The 8764-nt window shown below is 73.0% G+C and carries 8 protein-coding genes and 2 pseudogenes; 4 read left to right on the forward strand and 6 right to left on the reverse strand.

Annotation, left to right across the window (positions count from 1 at the left end; all coding sequences use genetic code 11):
• Positions 1 to 717: SCO6745 family protein (locus ACYVE9_RS09375; protein ID WP_461027291.1), on the forward strand; the 717-nt coding region annotated here is incomplete at its 5' end.
• Here ACYVE9_RS09375 and ACYVE9_RS09380 read toward each other — a convergent pair.
• From ACYVE9_RS09380 to ACYVE9_RS09400, 5 genes and pseudogenes are all read right to left on the reverse strand, one after another.
• Positions 672 to 1103, reverse strand: a pseudogene (locus ACYVE9_RS09380) (Pycsar system effector family protein); the annotation flags it as partial. The gene ACYVE9_RS09375 and the pseudogene ACYVE9_RS09380 overlap by 46 nt on opposite strands.
• Complete coding sequence (locus tag ACYVE9_RS09385) at positions 1087 to 2313, reverse strand: hypothetical protein (protein WP_461027292.1); 1227 nt, start codon at positions 2311 to 2313, stop codon at positions 1087 to 1089. The gene ACYVE9_RS09385 and the pseudogene ACYVE9_RS09380, both read right to left, overlap by 17 nt.
• On the reverse strand, positions 2310 to 4571 hold the full coding sequence (locus ACYVE9_RS09390) for a hypothetical protein (protein ID WP_461027293.1): 2262 nt from the start codon (positions 4569 to 4571) through the stop codon (positions 2310 to 2312). Before ACYVE9_RS09390 ends, ACYVE9_RS09385 begins: the two co-directional genes overlap by 4 nt.
• Positions 4568 to 5371 (reverse strand): hypothetical protein, encoded by an 804-nt coding sequence (locus ACYVE9_RS09395; protein ID WP_461027294.1) that lies wholly within the window; start codon positions 5369 to 5371, stop codon positions 4568 to 4570. Before ACYVE9_RS09395 ends, ACYVE9_RS09390 begins: the two co-directional genes overlap by 4 nt.
• A 107-nt stretch (positions 5372 to 5478) precedes the next feature.
• A complete protein-coding gene (locus ACYVE9_RS09400) occupies positions 5479 to 6132 on the reverse strand; it encodes a Crp/Fnr family transcriptional regulator (protein WP_461027295.1) in 654 nt (217 codons plus the stop codon).
• A 381-nt stretch (positions 6133 to 6513) separates the two neighbouring features.
• Between ACYVE9_RS09400 and ACYVE9_RS09405 the strand changes: the two genes are divergently transcribed.
• Positions 6514 to 7092 (forward strand): dienelactone hydrolase family protein, encoded by a 579-nt coding sequence (locus ACYVE9_RS09405; RefSeq protein ID WP_461027296.1) that lies wholly within the window; start codon positions 6514 to 6516, stop codon positions 7090 to 7092.
• Between the two features lie 49 nt (positions 7093 to 7141).
• Here the strand turns inward: ACYVE9_RS09405 and ACYVE9_RS09410 are convergent, their stop codons facing one another.
• Complete coding sequence (locus tag ACYVE9_RS09410; RefSeq protein ID WP_461027297.1) at positions 7142 to 7684, reverse strand: hypothetical protein; 543 nt, start codon at positions 7682 to 7684, stop codon at positions 7142 to 7144.
• Positions 7685 to 7779: 95 nt separating this feature from the next.
• On the opposite strand from ACYVE9_RS09410, the gene ACYVE9_RS09415 reads away from it, so the two are divergent.
• Positions 7780 to 8136: a hypothetical protein gene (locus tag ACYVE9_RS09415; protein ID WP_461027298.1), complete on the forward strand. Its 357-nt coding sequence runs from the start codon at positions 7780 to 7782 to the stop codon at positions 8134 to 8136.
• Between the two features lie 302 nt (positions 8137 to 8438).
• Positions 8439 to 8764: pseudogene (locus ACYVE9_RS09420) on the forward strand (putative protein N(5)-glutamine methyltransferase); the annotation flags it as partial.

An 8764-nucleotide genomic window follows, 5' to 3' on the forward strand; every position in this document is an offset into this window, starting at 1 on the left:
CCGGGCCGCCCGCTCTACGCGGCCCACGCCGATCAGCCCGTGCCGAGGGAGGCGCACCTGACGCTGTGGTACGCCGCCACCCTGCTGCGCGAGCACCGGGGGGACAGCCACGTCGCCGCGCTCGGTACCGCCGGCCTGGACGGCCTGGAGGCGCTGGTCTCGCACAGCGCGACCGACGACGGCATGCCCCGCGACCTCGCGATGACCACGCGCGGGTGGACGACCGAGGACTGGTCGGCGGCGGAGGACCGGTTGCGGGAGCGCGGCCTCATGGACGGCGACGGTTCCCTCACGGAGCAGGGGCGCCGACTGCGCCTGGAGTTGGAGGAGGACACCGACCGGCGGGACCGCGTCCCCTACGAGCACCTCGGCGTGCGGGGCGTCGCCGACCTCACCGAGCTGGCGGCCGGCTTCGTCCGCGCCGCCGGCACCTCGGGAGCCTTCCCCGCCGAGTTGGAGGCCTCTTCCTGGGCGCGGCCGGCGGCGAGGACACCACGGGCTGAGAAGCACCGAGCGTCAGGGCCCGGGGCCCAAGCCCCGAGCCCAGCGCGTCGGGCACGCGTGAGGGCACGTCAGCCGGAGCTCACCAGGGCCACCGCGGACAGCATGAGGCCGAGAGCCAGGCAGCAGGTGCCCCACCGCAGCCAGCGGTACTTCGAGGTGAGGATGAGGCTGACGTCCACCATCTGCACCACCAGCCACGACACCCGGTCGTGAGCCGCCGCGGTGACCGCTCGGACGAGCCGTTCGGTGTCCGGCGGCGCGACGAGGACGTCTGCGAAGAACGTCACGCCGGGGCCCGGCCGGGCGGTGCTGGTGCGGGGCAGGACGACCCAGGCCAGCAGCGCCGTGCCGACGGCCCACAGGATCCCTCCGACGATGAGCAGGACCTCCAGCGCCCCGGCCACCGAGGACGGGTCCCACGCCTCTCCGCCGACGAGCAGCACGGGCACCGCGAAGGCGCCCGTGAGCAGCACGGCCGCCTTGCTGTCGGCCCGGGCGAGATCCTCCCGCGCGGTGGCCAGCAGCCGTTCGGCCACGTAGACGGCCGGCTCCTGGCTGACGGGAGGCACGCCCGTGGCGGGCTCACCGGCCGTGCTCATCCGTGTCCTCCTGTCGCGGTCGGCGCCGGTCCTGCCGGACGTAGTCCACTCTCCCGTCGGCCGGCGCAGCCAACGGGTAGTCCGGCGCCTCCGCTTCGCCCGGCGGGGTGGCCGGGGGGACGTCCGGCGGGGCGGCGGGAACGGGCGGCATGGGCGGGGTGCCCGGTGTGGGCGGGGCGGGCGGCAGGTCCGCGATCGGCGCGGCCGGACCCCAGACGGTGGTGATCTGCTGCCCGAGTGTCCCGTCGGCCGACGGCGCGGGAAGCGCCGTCGGGGGCTGGGGCAGGCCGTTGTCGAACAGTGCTCCGCCGGTCGACCGGGCGTAGTCGATCAGCTGCTGCACCTGCCCTTCCACCTGGTGGCGCTGCACGACGCCCTGGTCGATCAGGCGGGTGAGGTACTCCAGGGCTCCCTGCCGCTGTTGCCGCGCCTGGCCCTGGAGTTCGTGCAGGATCTCGCCGGCACGGGTCGGGTCCTGCGCGAGCAGGTGCGCGTACTGCCCGGCTTCGCCCGCGGCGATGAGGTCCTGGGCGGCGACCAGGTTGGACTGCACCCGGGCCGCGTCCGCCTGGTCCTGCGCCGACTGCACGATCGCCGTGTGCTGCACGCTCAGCAGGGCCTGCTTGTGGTCGGCGGCGGCCCGGCCCAGGTCGATGCGTACGTAGACCATCGTGGTCAGGCCGATGTCGGCGCCGAAGGACGCCCAGCCTCCGGTGGCCAGCTGGTCCTGGATCGCCTCGTCTGCCTCCTGGGCGCCGTCGAGACCGTAGCGTCTGGTGAAGGTCCGCAACCGGGCCAGCATCGGGGCGCGCAGCATCTTCTCGACGTCCACCACCCGCTTCTCCGCGGCCAGCAGGAAGTCGCTGACCTCCCAGTGGATGTCCACCGCGCAGGTGAAGTTGCCTTCGTCGCCCCGGGTGGGCAGCTGCATCTCGAAGGAGCTCTGGTGCCTGCCCTGGGCGATCAGGCAGACCGACACCGGCCGCTTCCTGAACTGGGGCCGGTTGTGGTGCTGCGCACCGCGGACGGTGATGATGCTGTGGCCGCCGTTGGCGTAGTGCACGACCGCCGCCTGCTGGAGTCCGACGTGCCGGTACGGGCTGTCCGGCATCATCTCGGACAGGAACGGCCCCCGAAGGTCGTCCGGCAACCGCACGTTGGCGGGGGCGGGACGGCCTGCCGGCGCTTGGTGGTACATGTTCTGACTCATCGGATTCTTCCCGTCTGGACTGACTGGACCGCCTCCAGGAGGCGTTGGACGTACTCGGGTGCCAACGGTTCGTCGGGGTCCTGGGCGAGCCGCCTGATCAGCGAGAGCATCCGCTGTCGGTCGTCCTCGGTCAGCACCAGCAGGGGCAGGAAGCTCAGGACGTCCGCCTCCCACGGTTTGCCGGGGCACGTGCGCAGCCACGCGGCCACGGCGTCCAGTGACGCCTGGTAGGAGCGACTGGTGTTGAGGGCCGTCCACAGCAGCCCGGCGACCTCGGCCGCCTGGTCGGGACGTGTCGCGGAGATCGCCAGTGGCAGCGGCCACTTCTCGTGTCCGGCCAGGTCCGCGGCCGGGCTCCACACCTCCTCCACCAGCGTCCGGGCCAGGAAGAGGGCGCTGACCAGGCCGAGGTTCTGGTGCTGCCGCCTGCTGTCACCGAGCCAGGCCCGGATCCTGGCCAGCGGTTCCCGGTCGGACGTGGAGCCGGCCAGGTGCGTGACGCTGTCCGCCGCGACGGACCGCAGCCGGCCGTCCTCCCAGGTGCCGATCCGGCCGAGCCTGCTCAGTGCCTCGCCCGTGGTCCGGGTCGCGGTGCCCCGGCTGAGCACCGCGGCAGCCGTCCACCGGAGGTTGCCGTTGTCGCGGCTTCCCCAGTCCTTGACCAGGGACCGCAGCGCCCCGCCGACCGCCGGGTCGTTGAGCACGTCCTGCAGCGCGGTGGCGACGCACAGGCCGCGACGGGCCTGGTCGGCCTCGGCCATCGGGAGGAGCAGCTCCCTGAGCGTGTGGGCGCAGTCGAGCCGGCACAGTTCGCCCGCCGCCACGGCTGCCCTGGTCCACACGTCCTCGCGCGGGTCCTGGCAGAGGGAGTCGAGCCAGCGCAGCACCGGACCGCGCATGTTGTGGTGGTGTTCCCACAGGTGGGCGAGCAGGGCCGGTGCCAGGGCGGTGCCGAGGAACTGCACGGTGCGGACCGGGATGTCCTCGCCCCCCACCACCGGCTGGAGGCTGATCCGGGTGGTCGCGCGGGTCGAGGTGAGCCGGGCCTCCAGACCGTCGCTCAACAACGGCCGTCCGGGCACCCGTTCGGGCTCGGCGGTCACGGCCAGTTCCCAGGCGAGCAGTTCCGCGGCTTCGGCGGCGACGTTGAAGGAGCTGTTGCCGAACACCGCGAGCGCGATCCGGTACGCGGCGTCGCGCAGCGCCGGCAGGGTCTCCGCCGCCGCACCGCCCGCGAACCATTCGCGGACCTGTTCGGCGGCGAATCCGCGGCACTCGGTCAGCAACTCGTCCTGGGACAGCTCGCCGGTGACGTGCCGGGCCACGAGGCCGGCGAGCCTGGCGGCCTCGGCGGGCAGCAGCGTCTCCAGCCCCAGGGCCGCCCGGACATCGTCTCGGCGGGCCAGTTGCCGGGCCGCCTCCCGGGCCCCGGTGGGCGCGCGGTCGAGTTCCGCAGCCAGGTGGCCGTCGAGTACGGCGTCCTCGGCGGCGGGTGTGTGCGTGCGGCAGTAGCGGGCCTGCGGCGCGCCGGTGGCGCTGGCGTCGGGCACCGAGAGGAGCACGGCGTAGGCGTTGCGGTCGGCCAGCAGACGGCGCAGCCGGTCCAGGTGCAGTTCCTCGGGCAGCCGGCCGTCGGCCGGTTCCAGGGTGTAGCCGTGGCCCTCGGCCACCGGGCCGCCCTCGTCGTCCGAGTCCAGCCCGGTGAGGTCGGAACCGGGGTCCAGCCGGGACACCGTGCCGCGGGTGAGGTCGTCCAGCAGCGACAGGGCGGTGTACGTCCGCCCGCCACCGGGTTGTCCGCAGAGCACGAGCAGGTGGTCGTTGCGCAACCGCCGTTTGAAGTCGTCGTAGTCCGGCGGGCGGGTGAACCGCCGTCGTAGCCGCTGCAACTCGTCGTCGGGCAGGGGGCCGGCGAGCAGGGACGCCCGCGCGGTGTCCCCGAACCGGAAGTTGACCGATCCGATGGTGCCGCCGACGTAGGTGCTGGAGTCGCGCAGGAAGAACGACCGCGACTCGCGCGCGATGCGGGCTGCGGCTCCCCCCGCCGCGGCCCGCCCCTCCTTGGCCGACGGGTCCGACTCGGAGTCGCCGAAGAGCTCGTCCTCCGCAGACCCGCCGGAGGCGTCGGCATCGTCGTCGGACCGTGGCCTGCGGTCCTGCCCCCTGGGCTGGTCGGACTGCGGCCGGTTGCCGCGGCCGGCTCCCTCGTCCGGCCTGTCCGCCTGGGCTCCGGGGGCGTCCGTGTCGTCGGCGCTCATGCCCGCCCTCCGGAGCCGTCGCCACCGCTGCGGCGCTGGTCGAACGTGAGGTCCCCGAACTTGCCCTGCAGCACCTGCCCGGAGCCGTGGTGCGTGACGGTGCCGAACCGGAAGTCGCCCTCGTCGCCGCGCCGTTGCTCGTCGCTACGCCGCTGCTCGGCGTCCGCCGCCGGTGCTCCGGCTTCCTCGCGCGGTCCGGCGCCGTCCCCCCGGTCGGGAAGCGGCGGGGGTGCGGCGAGGCCCGGCACCGTGAACCAGGTCTGCTGCGCGCCCTCCTGGAGCAGGACGCGGATCCGCCGGTAGTGGTCCGGCTCGATCCACCGGCCGCCGTGCCGGACGACTTCCTGGTAGAGCCGCTCGGTGACGGCCACCAGCAGCGGCGAGTCCGGTGCGGCGGCCAGTACGGCCTTCGCCTCGGGGCAGTTGCCGATGCGGCAGGCGAGGTCGACCGCGGAGCCGGAGAAGCCGTGCCTGTCGGGAGTGAACGGGCCGACGTTGAGCCCGGCACGCAGCCTCAACGGCCGGTTCAGCTCCCGGTTGACCTGACGCAGGTTCTGGTGGAGGTACTCCACCCACTCGCCTGCGAGAGCTTCGGTGCGGCGGGGCTCGACCACGGCGATGATGCCGTCGCCGCGGTCCTCCTGGACCAGCCTGGCGTCGCCGATACCCGCCTTGTCGAAGGCGTCCTCCGCCACCTGGTAGATCCGCGTGCGCACCCCAGGGCGGTCCGGGTCGGGAATCGTGCCCGAACCCTGGGTGTCGAGGCTGATGATGAATCCGTACTGGGTCTCGCCGTCCATCGCTCCACTGCCCCTCGCCCCGGCCTTCGGGGTGTTCGTCCCGGTGATGCCGCCACTGTCCCGCAGCGGCGGAAGCCGCGCTGTAGCCGTTTACACACCCGGTCGCGTCACGTCGGCGTCGGAGCCGCGGAACCCCCGAGCAGCCGCAGCGGTTCCGGCTCGACGACCACGATGACCTTCGGTCCGGTGCGCACCAGCCCTTCCTCGCGGAGCAGGCGCAGCGCCTTCGCCACCGCCTCACGTGTGGCGCCGATCGCCGCGGCGATCTCGTGCTGGGACAGCGGGAGCCGGATCACCGTCGAGCCGCTCTCGGTGCGACCGGTGCGGTCGGCGAGTTCGACGAGGCAGGCGGCAAGCCGTTCCAGGACGGTGGCGGAGGCCAGCGAACGGCGCTGGTCATCGGCGCTGCGCAGTCGCTCGGTGAGCTGTGCCATCACGAGACCGGTCACGAAGGGGCGGGCCGACATGAAGTGCCGGAAGCGCTCGCCCGGCACGACGAGAGCTTCCACGGTGCCGAGCGCGCTCACCGTCGCGCTGCGCGGGCGTCCGTCCAGAGCGGCCATCTCCCCGACGAGTTCCCCGCCCTGACGCAGCGCCAGGATGAGGTGCCCCCGGTCGGTGGCCCGCCACACCGTGCACCAACCGGTGAGGATCAGCAGGACGAAGGTGGTCGATGCGCCTTCACTGACGAGCTCCTCCTGCGACCGGTAGAGGTGCCGGTGACCGAGTGACAGGAGTGCTTGCTGGTCGGCATGTGCCAACTTCTCCAGAAAAACCTGATTTTCCCCTAATAGCCCCACGGTTCCCCCATGCTGCTCAGCAGGGCACACAGAGTAGTGCGGTGAACTGCATCTTTCAGGCGAGCTTCCGAAGTGGCGACGCACACCGCCGAACGGCCCCCGGCGGACCCGGTTCAGGGCCGTCACCGCCCACCCGGACGGGGTCGTGCGCGCGGTTCCTCCGGCACGTCGTCGAGGACCACCGTCACCCCACCACGGTGCTCGGCCCCGCCGGACCCCCGGTCACCGGCCGGGCGACCGCACTTCTCGGCGGGGCCGTGCGCGAGCCGGCTGATGTCGGTGCCACCGGCCATACTCGTGCGGTGGCGCGCCGCACGGGTGCGGCAGTACAAGAGGAGCAACGTGGCTGAAGTGCTGGTGTTCCACCACGGACACGGGCTGACTGCCGGCGTACGCGAGTTCGCCGAGCAGCTGAGGCGGGCCGGACACACCGTCCACGTTCCGGACCTGTACGAGGGGCAGGTGTTCGACAGCCTCGAAGAGGGAATCGGCTACGCCGAGAGCACCGGGTTCGAGACGATCACCGCACGCGGAACCGCCGCCGCCGAACGGCTGCCGTCGGAGCTCGTGTACGTCGGGATCTCACTCGGTGTGCTGCCGGCCCAGAAGCTCGCCCAGACCCGCCCCGGCGCGAAGGGCGCTCTGCTGCTGGAGGCCTGCGTGCCGTTCTCGGAGTTCGGTCCCGCATGGCCGCGGGGCCTCCCGGTCCAGATCCATGGAATGGACGCGGACCCGTTCTTCGCCGGGGAGGGGGATGTGGATGCCGCCCGTGCCCTCGTCGGGGCAGCGACGGACGGCGAGCTGTTCCTCTACCCCGGCAACAGGCACCTGTTCACCGACAGGAGCCTGCCCACCTACGACGAACAGGCCGCGACCCGGGTCAGCCATCGTGTGCTCGGCTTCCTCGACCGCGTCGAGTAGGGGCACCCGCGCACCCCTCCCGGAGTAGGGGTGGCCGCAGTCGGCTGCGCTACGCGGGCTCGCCCTCGAAGAGCGGCTCGTAGGGCTGGTGGTCGTTGTCCGGCACGCGCGGTAGGCAGTCCGGGGCGGTGCGGGCGGCCACGGCCAACAGCCGGGCGACGGCCTCCTCCTCGGGCACGGGGGTGAGCCCGAGGGCGTGCAGGAGCCGGTCGCGCTCGACGTCGAAGTCCGGGTGGTCGGCCCGCAGTTCCGATCCGAGCTCACCGAGTGGGAGACCCTTCGCGAGGTCACGCCAGAAGGGCAGGACGGTGATGATCGTGACGGCCTCCGCGAGGTCGGCGCCGACCAGCGTGGCCCGACCCTCGGAATCGGCGTACAGGACGGGCCGCTTCCCGCTCTCGGCCTTTCCACAGAGGAAGTACGTGCCGCCCGCGCCGCATCCGGCTACCGGGTGCGGCCGCTCTCCCGAAGGGAGCACGAGGTCCTCGACGGGATCGCGGCGCGCGATGTCGAAGTCAACGGGCCAGGCCAGGGTGGCAGCCAGGGACGGGTCACGCTCGATGCGGTGGAGAAGGGCGTCCGATGCGGTCATGGTCGGAACGTAACAGCGCCCTCGGACAACGGGCCCGGCCGGCGTGTCCGGCCACCCCGAGGGCGCTGTCAGCGGGCCGTGGCACCGTGCTGCCCATGAGCTACGACCTGGCAGTGTGGGAAGGCGACAGACCCGTTGACGACGCGGACGCGGCGGAAACCTTCCGCCGGCTGTACGACGGCTGCACCGGAACGGACGAGAGGACGCCACCGTCACCTCGCATCACCGAGTACGTGGCCGGACTCCTGGCGCGGTGGGTGGACCTCACGGAGGACGAGGAGGACACCTCTCCCTGGTCCAGTGGGCCACTGATCGAGGAGGCGGCCGGCCCTTTCCTCTATTTTCCGATGCGCACCAGCATGGCCGAGGAGGCGTCGGCCTACGCCGCCGAGCTCGCGGCGGCGATGGGCCTCGTCTGCTACGACCCGCAGACGCGGAGGATGCGCTCGTGACCGCCCTGAGCCGCCCCGCACCGAGGCCCGGTGCCGGCGGCCCCGGTCGCACCGGCCGGGGACGAACCTGTCCGCGGCCGGGTCGGGATCGGTGAGGCTCCTCGTGCCGGGCGGAGAGCCGTCGGGCGGGGCGGGGCGGGGCTCGGGTAGCGTGGCCGCGACCGGAACAGCAGTCGCGCGGACCGAGGAGGTGGGACCCATCACCGTTTCAGCAGGTGGGACGCTCTCCTCCCGTGGTCGTCAGGTCGTCGCCCGGCACCGGTGACGGGGAGAGTGCCCTTCGCCCCCTCGGAAGGCTCTCGATGTCGGTATCCCCGCCCGCCCTCTCCACCGCTGCCCTCGTTGCCGGGCTCCGCGCCGCCGGCTGCGTGTTCGCCGAGGACGAGGCCCGGCTGCTGCTCTCCACCGCCCGGACACCGGCCGAGCTGCACACCATGCTCGACCGGCGGGTCGCCGGCGTACCCCTGGAACAGGTGCTCGGCTGGGCCGAGTTCTGCGGAGTGCGGGTGGCGCTGGAGCCCGGTGTTTTTGTGCCCCGCCGCCGTACCGAGTTCCTGGTCGGGCAGGCCGAGGCCGCGCTCGCGCGGTGGCCGTCCGCCCACCCGGCCGAGCCGCGACCGGCGTCGGG

This window comes from Streptomyces sparsus (genome assembly GCF_054776295.1).